The sequence below is a fragment of the Colwellia sp. MT41 genome, from assembly GCF_001444365.1.
GTDB lineage: Bacteria > Pseudomonadota > Gammaproteobacteria > Enterobacterales > Alteromonadaceae > Colwellia > Colwellia marinimaniae.
In genome coordinates, this window is sequence record NZ_CP013145.1 from 2,936,310 (window position 1) to 2,951,191 (window position 14,882).

Here is a 14,882-nt window from a genome sequence, read left to right on the forward strand (position 1 = left end):
TTTTTATCAATACTTTATGAGTATTTTATTAACGCTATTATTTAATTTATGACCTGCTAGGCATTAACCCCTAGCAGTATTTATTTAATTTAACTATACGCTTTCAGTTAGATTCCACTGATAGCAGCAAGGGCCACGGCTGAGTTATAGATAATGGTCGTGACACTAGTCCATAATGCTAAGTTATTCATGTATTCAGCATCAAGCGGTACCACTATGGTATCGCCAGGTTTTAAGTTATCTCCAGCATCGCTAGTAAACCAATTGCCACTGTCCATCATTTTAATACTACCATTGGCAGCAATAATATAGATTCTGTCTTCATCAGCACGTTTTTTACTGCCGCCACTTTGCGCAAGGTAATCTTCAGCTGATAAATTAACATCATACATATGTGATGAGGTGACTTGTACTTGACCAACGACGTTAATAGAGTTTTTCAATGTTGGTACGTAAAGCACATCACCCCCTTCAAGCAGCACATCATAATGTTCATCGTTAACTACTTTAGGTAAGTCCAGTACTAAACGTCCCACTGGTTGTACATTAGCCATATCAGTCAACATTTGTTGTACTTCCGCATAAGATTGTGAGTAATTTTGATCCGTCATTGACTTTGACGCCATTTCTATCCGTAGATCAGCAGTCAATTTTAATAAGTTTTGTTGTTCAATTTCTCGTAACTGCACCCGGGTAAAAACTGAGCCTTCTTGATGGGCAAATCGGGTAAAACCACCGGCTTTAGCAATTAAATCCGCTAAGCTTTCGCCGCGACGCACGGTATATTTACCCGGAAAAACAAATTCGCCCCTAAGTTCAACCACACTATTTTCACTCCAGGCCGGAATTTGATGAATATTCAATCTATCTTTAGAGCTTAATAAGACATTATCCTTTTCCTCACCTGCAAGTGCTGCCCCAAGGTTAATGCTAAAAGACATTTGCTGAGCCATATGATTTACAATTTGATTACGAGTCACTTCAGCGCGTACTACATAGGCAGATTCTGTTAAGCCGCCAGCAGCCGCCACTAAGTCTGCAATCCGGGCATTTTTAGCCAGCGGATAAACCCCAGGGAATTTCACTTCACCGTCAGCTTCCACTAATTGAATCGGCTGACCTGATTTACCTTGACGTTTTAACTGTTCAATAATAGGCCACAGCAAACGTTGACGTGAAAACAGGGTTAACTCTTTAAGGTCTAGTTCATCTTCAACTTCGCCACCACTAAATAGCGCAATAGATTGCTCAATGCGTTTAGCCGCGGCGATTTGTCCACTATTAAGTTGAGAAATTTTTTCTTCATCGCCGTATTTCAACCAGAATTGCTTTAGCTTATATTTATCTTTCGCCAGTTGCTGCTCTTTTTTAGTGAGATTATCTTGAGTAAAGGCTAAGGCATCTAAACTAATTTTACTGTCAATTAATTTTATAATATTGGCAAAGATTAAAATCTTATCATTGCCTTGTAAAACTAGGTTATCTTTTGAATTAGGCATTGAAATAGCTTTGGCTAAATCAAATTGTAGTATTTCAATATTACGGGCAATATCTATTTCACGGACCACCAGAGAATAATTTAGATCGGCAGAGTGTAATAAGTGAGAGTCGATACTGGGCAAAATATCGGTAATACGCTGTCCAGCTTGCCATTGGTATTTACCTGGGCGAGTAACCGCACCAATAACAGTAATAGATTGCTCAAACATTTCAGCCGCTTTCATTACGTAAACCGCATCACCTGCTTGAACTTTTTTAGCTAAATCACTGGCTTTGGTTAAATCGATATTAACTACCGTGCGCAAGGCATCATGATTATAACGTTCCACTCGGGTTGTTTTAGCAAACGCTGTGGGTAACAAGCCCCCTGACATAGTCAAGACATCATTAAAGTCAGCATTTGGGCTTAGTTCATAAATAGCAGGGCGTCGTACTTCACCTTCAACACTAATGGTATGACCTTTAGGGGCAATAAAAACCACGTCACCCGATTGCAATAAAACATCAGAGCTTGAGTCACCATGAATTAACAGGTCATATAAATCCAGCGTAGTGACTAATTTACCGCCACGTTTAAGCTGAATATTACGCAAACTACCTATATCACTAATACCACCAGCAGCAAAAATCGCATGGGTAATGCTTGATAATGAACTTAAGGTATAAGGACCCGGTTTAAAAGCATCACCAAGGACAAAGATACGCATTGAGCGTAAAGAGGCTATACCGATGACAACATCAATACCAATAACCTTCTCTTTAATACGTGCAGACAATAAACGTTTCATTTCATCAAAGGTTAAACCAGCAACAGTAAAAGGTCCGTGTGATGGAAAGACTATTTGCCCTTCACGGTTCACCGTTAATTCTAACTCGCTTTGTTCTTTACCGAAGATTTGTACTGAAACTTTATCTCCTGGTCCCATGATATAGTCGGCAGGAATGGCAATATCCATCATAGGCGCAAACGTTTGTGGCGCATTAGCAAAAACATCATAGCCAAAGGGTTTTAGCTCATCACTTTCTTCTAACTCTGCTAACGCATCTTCTGCAACAATAGGGTTGCCGTCCGCATCAAACGTGGTGCCGCGCGGAAACACCTCGGTATTTTTTATCTCATTGCTTGAACCACTCGCCGATAACTGGCCTTTAATGCTACTTAAATCAACACCCATACTTTTAGCAAGCGCTGCTTGTTGTGATGGCGGCATTTTTTTAAACTGCTCTAACTGCTGCTGGCTTATCTGAGTATTAGCGAGTACTTTTAAGGGCAAACTGGCCAGAGAAAAAGTCAAAAAAAGCGATGCTATTATAAAAAAATTTCGGGTGTTGGCATGGTGATTTTGAACAAACTGTTTGATGGCGGTTATCATTTTAGCAAAAATTCCTATTTATTATAGCCGGTGCAGTAATACATTTAAGCAGAGCGACCATTTATCATTGGAACAATCCGTCCTTGAACTAATAGCGCCTGAGCTAAACCACTTAAATTAGTGACGCCGAAGTTTACCAGCATATGGATAGGCAAACAATATGTTAACCAACCTAGTGCTAAGTTATATTAACCAGCAACTTACTATTTAGCTGGTAAGTGCAAGGAAACATTTCTCTACGGCTCTCAAAGCAAGCAGGCTATTGATTTCACCTAAAACTTGCCTTTAAAGCAACACACAGGTATAACACTCTCATTACTTTTGTATGGTCATACCCTCTGCCCATACAAAAGTAAAATTAACGCAAAAAATTATAAAAATAAAATCTAGGATAATTATATGACTACACCTAATGCGGGTACGCTATTTGGCCACCCAAAAGGACTTTTCCTGTTATTTGGTACTGAAATGTGGGAGCGTTTCGGTTATTACGGCATGCGTGCCTTATTGGTCTTGTATCTAATTGCCTCAACACAAGATGGCGGCTTTGGTTGGACCAACCAAGAGGCGTTACGGTTATATGGTTTTTTCACCATGGCTGTTTATTTAACCCCGGTAATCGGTGGTTGGTTAGCTGATAACTATATTGGACAACGTAAGGCTATTATTTACGGTGGTATTATCTTTGCCTTAGGTTACTTTACCTTAGGTATTCAAAAGTCATTGATTGTCGGCATGGAAGAAACGGTATTTTATATCGGTTTAGCGCTTATTATTATTGGTAATGGTCTATTTAAAGCCAACGTATCAAGTTTAGTCGGTGAGCTTTATGAAGAAGGCGATCACAGACGTGACAGTGCTTTCACTATTTTCTATATGGGCATTAACTTAGGTGCCTTTTTAGCACCCATCACTGTTGGTATTCTTGGCGAAACGGTTAACTGGCATTACGGCTTTATATTAGCCGGTTGTGGTATGTTAATTGGTTTAACCTTACAACTGACCCTAGCAAATAAATATTTAGGTGATATTGGTGTGCTGCCATCAGCTAAACGTGTTAAAGGTGAAACAAAAGCAGATGCACCGTTAACCCCGCACGATATCGACCGCATGAAAGTTATTTTGATCATGAGCATGTTCTCGGTAATTTTCTGGGCGGGTTTTGAACAAGCCGGTGGTTTATTCACTATTTATGCATCTGACTTCACCGATCGTACCTTGTTTGGTTTTGAAATTGCCGCTTCATCATTTCAATCATTGAATGCCATGTTCATTATTTTACTGGCACCTTTTGTTGCCTCTACTTGGGTTAAAATGGGTTCAAACGAGCCGACCTCACCGAAAAAGTTCGCTTTAGCTATGTTATTTTTAGCCTTAGGTTTCTTCGTGATGTTATGGGCAACTATGGTTCAAGGCGGCGATGTTGCGGTGAAAGTAAGTATGTTGTTCTTAGTATTCGCTTACCTGTTCCATACTTTAGGTGAGTTATGCTTATCACCCATTGGTTTATCACTGGTCACTAAATTAGCGCCACTTAAATTTACCTCGTTATTAATGGGTATTTGGTTCTTCTTTACTGCCTTATCTAACTGGTTAGCTGCATTTATTGGCTCATTTGTTGGTGAAGGTGAAGAAATGGTTAATAATGCCGCTAACATCTTTATGGGGGTTGGTATTGGTGCATTAATTACCGGTGTTATTATCTACCTGTCAGCGGGTAAATTAGTAGAGTGGATGCATGGCGCTGAAGGCGAGAATACCCATGATTTAGAGTCTAAAATTGAAGAAGAAATTTCAGTGACCGGCACTCACGAAGGTATTTCTGAAACACGCAGATAATTCGTAAGAGTACAAGTTACAAGTATAGTATTAAGCTGGGCGAGCAATCGCCCAGCTTTTTTTATTCCGAATAAACAATAAAGAACGCATAAAGATACTCGCCCTTATGAATGCACGCTCACAATTACGAAAAGAAATCAGACAACGCCGTAATAGCTTATCAGCAAGTGAGCAGCATAATGCAGCGATTGCTCTAGCAACTAGCTTATCTAGCCATAGTAAAATTCAACCAGCTAAGCGCATTGCGATTTACTTAACCAATGATGGTGAGTTGGGGACGTCAATTTTTATTGACTGGTGTTGGCAACAACAAAAAGAGCTTTACCTACCGGTTATACACCCTTTTAACCCTGGGCATTTACTTTTTTTACGTTACCAACAAGATACCGAGCTAGTTACCAATGCCTTTGGCATTTTAGAGCCTAGATTAGATGTCACTAAGGTTTGCCCGTTAGCCGAGCTTGATATCATATGTACACCGCTAGTGGCTTTTGATGATACTGGCGCCAGGTTAGGTATGGGTGGTGGTTTTTATGACCGAAGTTTAGCCCACTGGCAACAAACTAAACTATACCCACTTGGGCTTGCCCATGATTGTCAGCGAGTAGCAAATATCCCGGTAGAGAGTTGGGATATTCCCTTACCCGAAATAATCACGCCAAGTAAAAGCTATTGTTTTGTTTAGCTATCCAAGCATCATCAATTAGCTAACAAATAAAGCCTAGCGTTAACAAGAAACGTTAAATGACGGGCCATTTCAATTCAGTAAAAAGCTGTTGCCATTGCTGATCAAACGGCGCTGATATGGTTAATCTTTTATCGCTAACCGGATGATTGAACGTTAATGACTGTGCGTGCAGCATTAAGCGTTTAAAGCCGAAGTGTGCAATAAAAAACGGATTCTGCTTGTTATCGCCATAGTTGATATCACCTATAATAGGATGGCGTAAATGCGCTAGATGACGACGAATTTGATGACGCCTACCAGTAACTGGCTGTACTTCAACTAGAGAATAACGCACGCTATCGAATTTCCCAACCTTGATTGGCAAGCTCACTTGCTGCTTTACTTGATAGTAGCTTTGTGCCGATTGTGCGGGCTTATCACGACTCACATTTTTATCGCCTAATTTATCCAGTTTTTCTTTCAATGGGTGATCAATGAAACCAGTTGGCACCGCCAAGTGACCACGTACTAGCGCATAATAGGTTTTCACCATGCCACTGGCTTCGATGTTATCTTGCGGAGCGAATTTCGGCGCAAGCTCGGCATCAAGTTCAGAATCAAGTTTAGGCCTATGCTCAGCTTGGCTACTTTTATTGGCAAAAGCTTGATTGAGCAGAGTGGCTACCTCTTTCGTTAAGGCAAACAACAGCACGCCTGACGTTGGTCTATCTAAACGATGGACAGGATAGACATATTGCCCGATTTGATCCCGTACTAATTGCAAAGCAAAATAGATTTCATCTTTATCCATAAAGCTACGATGGACAAATAAACCTGCAGGTTTATCAACTGCCACCATAAACTCATCTTGATATAAAATAGTAAGCACTGGTTTGACTAATGGCACCGTTTTTTCTTCAGCTAAATCCATAGCTGAGCCCGTAGCTAAGGTCTTAGCTAAAATACGCCCGTCAATATCACTCACAGTAATCACCTTGCCCGGTCAATGCTTGGTCTATTTTATTGATAACAGCAAGTAAAGCTTGCGCCGATAACTGTTTAAAAGATTCTTCTGCCATTGGCCTTAACGCTATTTTACTCGGTAGCGCTTGTTGTTGATTTATCAGCTGAGTTATTCGAGGAATAAAAACAAACTGTAACCATTGCTCAAAAGCTAAGCTATCACAGCAAAAAGGTGCACTACTCGCCAGCTCGGCCGCACTGGGTTGCTGTGTTTGCCAAAGTTTAAGTAATTTAAGTTCAGTGGTTAGCGCTGCCAGCAACGCTCTGGTGTGTTCAAGGTGTTTTTTCATCATCAGGGATCAATTATTTAAGGCCGATTAATGCCGGCCGATAGTTTTACTATGTTAATAGCGTCATTATCCTTATAATAAGGTGCTATAACAAGCAGCAATATTTTGAATTTATGACTGACACAGTACCAGCAGCTAACATAACTACCCTATCAGAATTACTTAAACTTTCTGGCTCACAATATCGCCTTTATGATATTGGTCGACTAGTCACTAAATTATCCAAAGAACACTTTGAAAAGATGGAGTTAAACCAATTACCCTATCCTAGCCCCGTTCAGGGTCATGCTTGCCTGGCGATTGCTTTTTGGCAAAAAAAATCGTCTCAACCGTATTTATGGCTATTGAAGTTACCTCTTGATGAGCGTGGCTTATTAAACCAAGGGGCAATAAATCACTTTATCGCTATTGTTGTTGAAGCCCTAGGTGCTGATTTAACTCAAAAAACCTCTAAGAAGCAAGAAGAAATACTCAAGTCTAATCCATACCTTTATACTCCGCCTCAATATAAATTAGCCAGTATAAACAGTAAAATCAAAGTTGATTTACAGCAACAGCCCAGTGAATTTTTTGCACCGTTTAAGCACTACCTTAGCCAAGAAAATTTACCAGATAACTGGCAGCACATTGGTGTACAAGGCATTACCGACTTTATTGCCAGAATAAAGCAAGATAACCACAGCGAACTGCTAGTCAAAGCATTGCCTCATTTACCCTCTGAAGTACTGTCCCCGGTTTGCAGTGCCTTAGAAAATGAACAATACCCACTGGTTTTAATAGATGCCCTGGTCGCCTTAGTGGAAAAGGCCTTAATAAAGCCAGCAGAGACAGCAAAAGCGGCACCTTTATTACGAGCACTGGCAGCCAATAGTCACCACATCCATGTGAAAGCAGTTGTCGCCAAGATTTTGACTGCTCAGCCAGTAAATAGTGAATTATTAATTACCCTATCAAGCCGTTGCTGGCCAGCTTTAGCGGATGAGAAAACGCTAATGTGTTATTTTGAACACCTAGTTAATCTTAATGATCTAGCCCTGTTTTCCAGTACTTTTAAAGATTTAGTGGCGATTCCGACCATGAAAGCCATTGTTTTTCATTGCCTTCGCAGTGAACATCGCTCTGAGGCACTCGCACAAGCCATTGGACAATTATTTAACCAAGCTTAGGTATTATCGTTTATGGAAAACATTTATTATTTGCTATTCTTCTGTTTATTTTGCTGGTACTTCGTCTATTTAAGACAAGTGTCGGAGGCTGCTCAACGTTATGTAAATAATTACTGCAAAGAAACGGGTCTGCAGTTTATTTCCTTGGCGAGACGCTCAAGTCGACCCAAGTTTACCAAGCAGCATGGCCTCTGTATTTATAGCACTTTTGATTTTGACTTTAGTGGTGATGGCGAGTCAAATAACCACGGTTATCTAACGCTTTATGGTTTAAAGCTAGAGCAAATAAAATTACCCGCTTACCGAGTAAATTAGTACTGACCTTTATTAATAAACACATTACACTGGCTTTTTTGTCAGACTAGCCGTTAAGTTACTGTTCGCTTAAATAATAAGTTAATACCTAACCTAGCGCTAATTTAATCTATCTGTTGGAGATTTTTGTGCCATTTTTACAAGCCGTTTTTTGTTTAAAAGGATTTGACGACCGTAGTCGATTTTTTACCAGCTCAATATTGTCTCTGTTGGGTTTTATCTTTTTTTCAGCCATTTTTTCCAGCTTTTTACTGGTAAGTTTTACACTTTTATTAATCTTAACCGCTGTGCTCACCTGTAGCACCAAACGACGATTACACGATGCCACGCTTAACAAGAATTGGCAATTAGTGCCCGGCGGTTTACTTTTACTTACGGGTGTACTGAGCTTAATAATTGAAAATAGTAGCAGCTACTATTTATTAATTTTACCGGCCTTGAGCTGCGCACTGCTGCTCACTTACCCCAGTACAAATAAAAAAGTTAAGCATGATTATATCTTGGGCTATTACGGCCCAGTAGATCTAACTAGCTACCAACAAGGGCCCGTTGGCATAACAACGCTTCATCAGCGTATTGAACCAACCTTAGCTGCTGACTCCGTCAGTGAGCAGGTTTATCTTAGTGACACGGTCGCGGCGGAGCAAAGCAATACACCAAATTACCAGCCTAATGATGAAACGAGCAGTAAACAAGCGGATCTTGGGGAGCTTATTCGGCTAAAAATGCTCAGTAACCGTAAATTACAACTTGGGGTAATTGCCAGCGTAGCACTGATTTTTATCGCGGTATTTGTTAGTAGTGTTTTAAACTCAATCAACCAGCAACATTTAACTAGCCGTAATACTGCCTTGAATGAAGCCAAAGAAATCACTAAAAACACCTCTGATAATATTATTATCACTAAAAAACATTTATTGGCAATGCCGGATAATTTCAATTTATACTTATCCGAGTACCAAGGCATTATTATTCACTGGCAAGCCGATCAAGTCCCCGATGGTGAACTCTGGTCACTACTATCTGCACAAGGTGATAAAAGCTGTCAGAGCATTAAGTTTAATAAAGGTGCACCTTTACGTCCTTTAACGGTTTTAGTTGAAAACGGTAGTGAATACTTTGCTAGCTTCTCCCCGCTCGATAGTCGGGAATTAGTACAAGCTCTGGCTTTTCGCGGTAAGTTTTCATTATGTGGTTATAGTTTCTCCCTTAAAGGTAGCCAAGCTACCCTGGGTAAACACCTGCAGTACGCGCCTTTCCTAGATAAAGATGCATAGTTTGACCTGAGCAAGCGTAAACGATTAGCTTATCACTAATCCGATCATTAACTTTGTCACGGTTGGTTTTAAGGGACTTGCTACATTAGGCATCAAGGCATCAAGGCATCAAGGCAATAAATAATAGCCGCTATATTTTTTAGTTATTTGTACCAGTCGGTTATTATTTGTTTTATTTTTACCATATCCAAATGTGTTTGACAGGCTTTACTTACCCGTTCAATAGCTTGCTCTTCCAGTTCCGCTACACTCGGCGCTTTGCTGACCTCATAACCAAGCCACAGCATAAAGAGCTGTAGTGCCGCAGGTTGATCAAATAGACCGTGTAAATAACAACCAGCGACTTGCCCATCGTCACTTAATAAGCCTTGATCCTCACCTTGCATATCAAGTAAATAGTGACACGGTTTTGCGCCATCATTAATCAAGGTGCTTTCACCGGCATGAATTTCATAGCCACTAATTTCAACCCTTTGCTGAGCAAGTTGTAATATCGCGGAAACATTAAGCAAGGTTTTTTCCCGCTTTAATACTGTCTTCATGGCAAAATAGCCTAGTCCTTTACTACTCCCCGCTTGCCCTTCTAATCCTTCTGGGTCAACAATCAATTCACCCAACATTTGATAACCACCACAAATACCTATCACTTTACCGCCATAACGCAAATGTTTGGCGACATCATCATGCCAACCACGTTGACGTAAAAAAGTGAGATCACTACGGACATTTTTACTACCAGGTAAAATAATCAACTCGCACGGAGGAATCGCGATTTTTTCAGGACTGTTATCACCTGCAACGCCTTTAGCAAACAGGAACTGGCAATCTATATCTTTATGATGGCGTAAGGCATCAAAATCAGTATGATTACTCATGTGAGGATAAACTAATACTACAATGCGCACTTTGGCTGTAGACGATTCTCCTGTTTCTGACGTTTGCTGGGTCACTAAGGCATCTTCTGAAGAAATATCTAAACCATGCAAAAAAGGTAACACCCCTAACACAGGTTTATTGGTTTTTTTCTCTAACCAGGTCAAGCCAGACTCAAGTAACTTAATATCACCTCGAAAGCGATTAATGACAAAACCAACCACTCGGTCTTGCTCTGATTGTGACAATAACATCAAGGTACCGACCAATTGGGCAAAAACACCACCTTTATCAATATCAGCAATGATCAAAACGGGGCAATCGACTGCTTCAGCAAAACCCATATTAGCAATATCACCCTCGCGTAAGTTTATTTCTGCTGGACTGCCCGCACCTTCAACCACGACTAAGTCATATTTTTCTATTAAACACTGATGTGAACTAAGCACAGCGTGCATAGCCGTTTTTTTATAATCTTGGTACTCACTCGCTTCCATATTCGACGAACCACCATGAGTAAGCACCTTACCGTGCACAATAACTTGCACACCGGTGTCACTATTAGGTTTTAATAAAATAGGGTTAAAGTCGACCTCTAAAGGTAAACGCGCAGCTTTGGCTTGCAGTGCTTGGGCTCGACCAATTTCGCCACCACAAGGGGTAACAGCACTATTAAGCGACATATTCTGCGGTTTAAAAGGTGCTACCTTTATGTGTAAATCAGCAAACAAACGACAAAGGCCGGCCACCAAGGTAGTTTTCCCCGCGTCAGAAGTAGTCCCTTGGACCATCAAGGTTTTACCTTGAGCTGATTTAGCGAACGTAAAGGGAGTATCGCTAGTATGAGTGTTACCTTGCTTAGCTGGCATATTAAAAGTCCTCAAGCAGCGGCATGGCAATAGTCGTCACTTGTTGATGTAGTAGTTGCTCTGCTTGTGGATATAAGTGCTGAGCTTGGTTTTTATCTTGATAAGGCTGGCTTATACAAATCCGCGAGAGACTGCCATGGCCTATCTGTAATTTTTGGTACCAGCTTGCTTGTTGCCAATCTAGCTGTAATATATGCGCCAGTATCATGCGAATAACGCCGCCATGGACGATAACTAACACACGTCTCACTGCTGGCGTTTTTTTTGCTAATGGCCCTTGCGGCTTAGCATGAAAATTTTCGGCTTGCTCAGTGGCAATAGCCACTTGTTGCGTTAACACGTTTTGCCAAGCCTTCATCACTCTAGAGTGAAAGTCAGCTAAGGCCTCAGCCTGAGGTAATATTACCTCAGCCGGAGCCTGAAAAAACGCTTCAAGTTGTGACCAATGCGCTTTAGCTTTTACCTGCTTAAAATATTGCTCTTGGTTACTTATGTTATGATCTTGCCCGCCACAAGAAAGGACTTCATCCCCAGGTACTTTTTCCAAGCCTACTTCTTTAACCGCTATTGAGTTCACCGGCACTTCGCTCAAGAGGACAGAGTCGAGGGGCTTAGCGTCAAAAGGTATATCATCAAAAGGTACACCATCAAAGCAGCCAAAATTCATCTCTTGTAAACCTACTGATATCGCTAACGGTAATTGGCATAGCTGTGAAAATTCTGTAGCTAAAAGCTGGCAGCGCCTTAAAGGCGAACAAATAATACTCTGGTAGGCATGGGCGGTTTTTTGTTGGCCAACTAAATATTTAAGTAAACGGCTATTATCACTAGCAACAGGAGCGACATCAGTACAGCCATATAAAGCTGGCTGGCCTACAACTTTAACATGCCTTATTAAGTCAATTACCAGCAAAACTAGCAATCATCTTCATGGCGGTCCTTTTAACAACTAGTATTTTAATAGTCATCTTGGCACTCATGACTGTTTTTTATATTTAGCGGAATACCGGCGGTTACCAAGGTAACTTTATCGGCAAGGCCAGCAACCTTTTGGTTTAACCAACCACAATAATCAACATATAATCGCGTCGATTCACCCATAGGCACAACACCTAAGCCAATTTCATTACTGACAATAATAAGTTCTGTCTTTACTGAGCTTAAAGACGCCATTAACTTATCTATCTCAGTTTGTAAATGCTTACTCTGCTGGACATTACTTGCCTCATGTACCGCATAAAGTTGGTTGTTCAACCACAACGTTAAGCAATCCAATAAATAGACATTGTTGTTATCAAGATCAGTCAACATTTGCGCTAGCGCTAATGGGCATTCCATTAATTGCCAGCTATCACCTCTATCACTTTGGTGTTGCTTTATTCTCTTGCCCATTTCAACATCAATGGCGGTTGCCGTAGCAATATAAACCGCGGATTTATTTAGCTTGCTTGCCAACGTTTGCACTTGTTGCTCGGCATATTTCGACTTGCCCGAGCGAGCACCGCCTAACACAAAATGAATCACCCCATAACTCCCGTTAAAGTATCGTTATGGAGAAAGGCAACTAGGGTTAAATATATAAGCAACTCAGCAATTTGCTGTGCGGCACCTAAACAATCGCCGGTAAAACCACCTATTTTAGCCATAAGCCACTGTTTGAAAAACCAACGAAAAAACAATAACACCAATAACAAAGAAAAAACCACTTCACTGGCATAAAAAATTAGCGGGGCTAGACCTATCAAGAGCAGCAGAGTTAATTCTGCCCATGACTGTGCTTGCGCTAAGGGTTTACTCTTACTTTGCTCATCATTACTGACATAGGGCAGGCTAGAAATCAGACTGCCCGCAACCGCTCTAGACAAGCTTGCCGCTAAAACAATCGCTAAAAGTAAGTGGTTACTATCCTGTTGAGCTAGCTCTACTAACAAAGTGAATTTAAATAGCAAAGCCATCACTAAAGTGACAGCACCATAGGTACCAATACGACTATCTTTCATTATACTTAATCGTTTTTCTCTGGCGAATGCGCCACCTATGCCATCAGCCATATCGGCTAAACCGTCCTCATGAAAAGCGCCGGTTAATAGCAAACTTATCACCATAATTAACAAAATAGCGACATTGACCGGTAAAAAGTGACTCAAACCGACATACGTTAAGCCGAGCAACAAACCTGTGACTAACCCCACTAAAGAGAAGTATCGGTTAGCTTTATTCAGTAAGGCCTCTGAATAAATCATGGTTTTAGGCACAGGTAAACGAGTAAAAAAGCTTAGCGCCAAGTAAAATAAATTCAGTTGAGCTTTTACGTTCTCGAGCAGATTTTCTATTAGCTGGCCTTTTATCGGCTTAATCACACGGTCACACCCGCACTTTCGAAGCTGGCCATATGATTATAAAAGCTTGCTGCAGCTTTAATCAGAGGATAAGCAAGTGCGGCACCTGTGCCCTCCCCCAAACGCAAACCTAGATTTAATAAGGCTTGACCACCTTGCTTAGTTAACGTTTGTGCCGCCAGTAGTTCACTCAGTAATAGCTGATGGGCTTTTTCTTCGGAAACATGGGCAAAGATAAGGTAATTTGCTACATTTTTATCTAAGCGCAGAGCAACAAGTGCGGCCACGCTAACAATGAAGCCATCAATGACAACGGGGATGGTGTTAGCGGCGGCTGTTAATATCGCCGCCACCATTTGCACAATTTCAAAACCGCCGAGTTGTGATAGTAACTCAGTGATTTCAGCTTGATTTAACGTTTCAGCGGCACTGTCTGCTAGGTTTACTCGTTGTAAAGCATGTTCAATCAAGGTGGTTTTTTTAGCTAATTGTTCATCAGTGATACCGGTACCGCGACCAACACACTGCTCGACACTAAAACAAGTGAGCGCTGACATTAAGGCCGCAGCAGAGCTAGTATTAGCAATGCCCATTTCACCGAGTAATAACAACTCGACACCTTGTGCTACTTGCGCATTAACAAGCTTTTCTGCCTGTTCAAAGCCTTGTTCTACCTGAGTAATAGACATAGCTGGGCCGACTGAAAAATTATTTGTTCCTGCGCCAAGACGTTGCTCAATAAGTTTAACGCCTGCGCTGTTATCGTCAACTTGCGCTATGTCATTAGGGTTAATGGCTTGTAATATGCCGCAATCAATCACCCTAAGCGCAAGCTCATTACTTTGACAAAAACAATTTATTGCTGCCCCTCCCTGTAAAAAATTGAGTAGCATTTGTTGTGTCACTTCACTGGGGGCAATACTTAATTTTTCTTCATTGATGCCGTGATCGCCCGCAAAGACTAACATGGTCGGCATTTTAATGCTGATGTGGCCATTACCTTTATCAGCTGAGCTACAGCTATCAAAATCGGCATGGTTTTTTCGTCTTTGCTCACTAATTAAAGCGAGTTGCACAGCCAAGGGTTCAAGTGCACCTAAGGCACCTAGCGGTTTCGTTTTTTCGTCAATTTTAGTTTGTATAACGGCTAATGTTGCTTTACTTAACGGTGAGATTGGCATCATGAGGTTTAGTCTAAGGGGGGTAAAAAAGAAATACAATGACCTTATTTTAAGCTATTTAACTTATTAAAAACATAACTCTTTTCACTATGATAGCAGGATTAATTTACAGCAATGTTTTAAATTATTATTGCTTGCTCCGCTAAAGTCTTCACTAGGAAAAAGTGCTA

The 14,882-nt window shown here is 40.9% G+C and carries 13 protein-coding genes; 5 read left to right on the forward strand and 8 right to left on the reverse strand.

What is annotated here, in order from left to right; translation table 11 throughout:
* Positions 1-107: 107 nt before the first annotated feature.
* Positions 108-2,795 carry an SLBB domain-containing protein gene (locus tag CMT41_RS12585; protein WP_232299955.1) on the reverse strand — a complete coding sequence of 896 codons (2,688 nt, stop codon included), beginning with the start codon at positions 2,793-2,795 and terminating at the stop codon, positions 108-110.
* A gap of 477 nt (positions 2,796-3,272) precedes the next feature.
* On the opposite strand from CMT41_RS12585, the gene CMT41_RS12590 reads away from it, so the two are divergent.
* A complete protein-coding gene (locus CMT41_RS12590) occupies positions 3,273-4,712 on the forward strand; it encodes a peptide MFS transporter (RefSeq protein ID WP_058027455.1) in 1,440 nt (479 codons plus the stop codon).
* Positions 4,713-4,818: 106 nt separating this feature from the next.
* Positions 4,819-5,397: a 5-formyltetrahydrofolate cyclo-ligase gene (locus tag CMT41_RS12595; protein WP_058027456.1), complete on the forward strand. Its 579-nt coding sequence runs from the start codon at positions 4,819-4,821 to the stop codon at positions 5,395-5,397.
* Between the two features lie 55 nt (positions 5,398-5,452).
* Here CMT41_RS12595 and CMT41_RS12600 read toward each other — a convergent pair whose 3' ends face one another.
* On the reverse strand, positions 5,453-6,310 hold the full coding sequence (locus tag CMT41_RS12600; protein ID WP_198149803.1) for a tRNA pseudouridine(65) synthase TruC: 858 nt from the start codon (positions 6,308-6,310) through the stop codon (positions 5,453-5,455).
* Positions 6,311-6,356: 46 nt separating this feature from the next.
* Positions 6,357-6,695 (reverse strand): YqcC family protein, encoded by a 339-nt coding sequence (locus CMT41_RS12605; RefSeq protein ID WP_232299956.1) that lies wholly within the window; start codon positions 6,693-6,695, stop codon positions 6,357-6,359.
* 110 nt (positions 6,696-6,805) lie between these two features.
* Between CMT41_RS12605 and CMT41_RS12610 the strand changes: the two genes are divergently transcribed.
* The 3 genes from CMT41_RS12610 (at position 6,806) to CMT41_RS12620 (ending at position 9,450) form a co-directional block, all read left to right on the forward strand.
* Entirely contained in the window at positions 6,806-7,858 is a 1,053-nt protein-coding gene (locus CMT41_RS12610) for a DUF3549 family protein (protein WP_058027458.1), read from the forward strand.
* 12 nt (positions 7,859-7,870) lie between these two features.
* Positions 7,871-8,173: a DUF3301 domain-containing protein gene (locus tag CMT41_RS12615; RefSeq protein WP_058027459.1), complete on the forward strand. Its 303-nt coding sequence runs from the start codon at positions 7,871-7,873 to the stop codon at positions 8,171-8,173.
* A gap of 128 nt (positions 8,174-8,301) precedes the next feature.
* Positions 8,302-9,450 carry a hypothetical protein gene (locus CMT41_RS12620; RefSeq protein WP_058027460.1) on the forward strand — a complete coding sequence of 383 codons (1,149 nt, stop codon included), beginning with the start codon at positions 8,302-8,304 and terminating at the stop codon, positions 9,448-9,450.
* A 143-nt stretch (positions 9,451-9,593) separates the two neighbouring features.
* On the opposite strand, the gene CMT41_RS12625 is transcribed toward CMT41_RS12620, so the two are convergent.
* From CMT41_RS12625 to cobT, 5 genes are read right to left on the reverse strand one after another with little or no spacing between them, the layout of a single operon-like run.
* On the reverse strand, positions 9,594-11,192 hold the full coding sequence (locus CMT41_RS12625; protein WP_058027461.1) for a cobyric acid synthase: 1,599 nt from the start codon (positions 11,190-11,192) through the stop codon (positions 9,594-9,596).
* A 1-nt stretch (position 11,193) separates the two neighbouring features.
* Entirely contained in the window at positions 11,194-12,114 is a 921-nt protein-coding gene (locus CMT41_RS12630) for a histidine phosphatase family protein (protein WP_232299957.1), read from the reverse strand.
* A gap of 35 nt (positions 12,115-12,149) precedes the next feature.
* Entirely contained in the window at positions 12,150-12,716 is a 567-nt protein-coding gene (gene cobU / locus CMT41_RS12635; protein ID WP_058027463.1) for a bifunctional adenosylcobinamide kinase/adenosylcobinamide-phosphate guanylyltransferase, read from the reverse strand.
* Positions 12,713-13,552 (reverse strand): adenosylcobinamide-GDP ribazoletransferase, encoded by an 840-nt coding sequence (locus CMT41_RS12640; protein WP_232299958.1) that lies wholly within the window; start codon positions 13,550-13,552, stop codon positions 12,713-12,715. The genes cobU and CMT41_RS12640 overlap by 4 nt, the downstream gene beginning before the upstream one ends.
* Positions 13,549-14,715, reverse strand: a complete 1,167-nt coding sequence (gene cobT / locus CMT41_RS12645; protein WP_058027464.1) for a nicotinate-nucleotide--dimethylbenzimidazole phosphoribosyltransferase — start codon at positions 14,713-14,715, stop codon at positions 13,549-13,551. Before cobT ends, CMT41_RS12640 begins: the two co-directional genes overlap by 4 nt.
* Positions 14,716-14,882: the final 167 nt, after the last annotated feature.

Bases quoted from the DNA above. Each gene is read 5' to 3' on its own strand.
- CMT41_RS12590 (WP_058027455.1), top strand. From the start codon at position 3,273: ATGACTACACCTAATGCGGGTACGCTATTTGGCCACCCAAAAGGACTT.
- CMT41_RS12595 (WP_058027456.1), top strand. From the start codon at position 4,819: ATGAATGCACGCTCACAATTACGAAAAGAAATCAGACAACGCCGTAAT.
- CMT41_RS12600 (WP_198149803.1), bottom strand. From the start codon at position 6,310: ATGGATTTAGCTGAAGAAAAAACGGTGCCATTAGTCAAACCAGTGCTT.
- CMT41_RS12605 (WP_232299956.1), bottom strand. From the start codon at position 6,695: ATGATGAAAAAACACCTTGAACACACCAGAGCGTTGCTGGCAGCGCTA.
- CMT41_RS12610 (WP_058027458.1), top strand. From the start codon at position 6,806: ATGACTGACACAGTACCAGCAGCTAACATAACTACCCTATCAGAATTA.
- CMT41_RS12615 (WP_058027459.1), top strand. From the start codon at position 7,871: ATGGAAAACATTTATTATTTGCTATTCTTCTGTTTATTTTGCTGGTAC.
- CMT41_RS12625 (WP_058027461.1), bottom strand. From the start codon at position 11,192: ATGCCAGCTAAGCAAGGTAACACTCATACTAGCGATACTCCCTTTACG.
- cobT (WP_058027464.1), bottom strand. From the start codon at position 14,715: ATGATGCCAATCTCACCGTTAAGTAAAGCAACATTAGCCGTTATACAA.